Raw genomic sequence first — 219 nt, 5'->3', positions numbered from 1 at the left:
AGAAAGAAATTATCCGGTATTAGCTACCGTTTCCGGTAGTTATCCCAGTCTAAGGGGCAGGTTGCCTACGTGTTACTCACCCGTCCGCCGCTAAGTTACTTTGAAAGCAAGCTTTCAAAGTAACTCCGCTCGACTTGCATGTATTAGGCACGCCGCCAGCGTTCGTCCTGAGCCAGGATCAAACTCTCCAATTAGTATTGAAAAGAGCGATATGCTCAT

At 47.5% G+C, this 219-nt stretch carries 1 rRNA gene; it reads right to left on the bottom strand.

The features are described from left to right. A 16S ribosomal RNA gene (locus UQ64_RS28345) occupies positions 1-194 on the bottom strand; the annotation flags it as partial. Positions 195-219 lie beyond the last annotated feature (25 nt).

The sequence above is a fragment of the Paenibacillus etheri genome (assembly GCF_001012825.1).
GTDB lineage: Bacteria > Bacillota > Bacilli > Paenibacillales > Paenibacillaceae > Paenibacillus_AQ > Paenibacillus_AQ etheri.
This window is presented reverse-complemented; position numbering and strand designations above follow the sequence as displayed.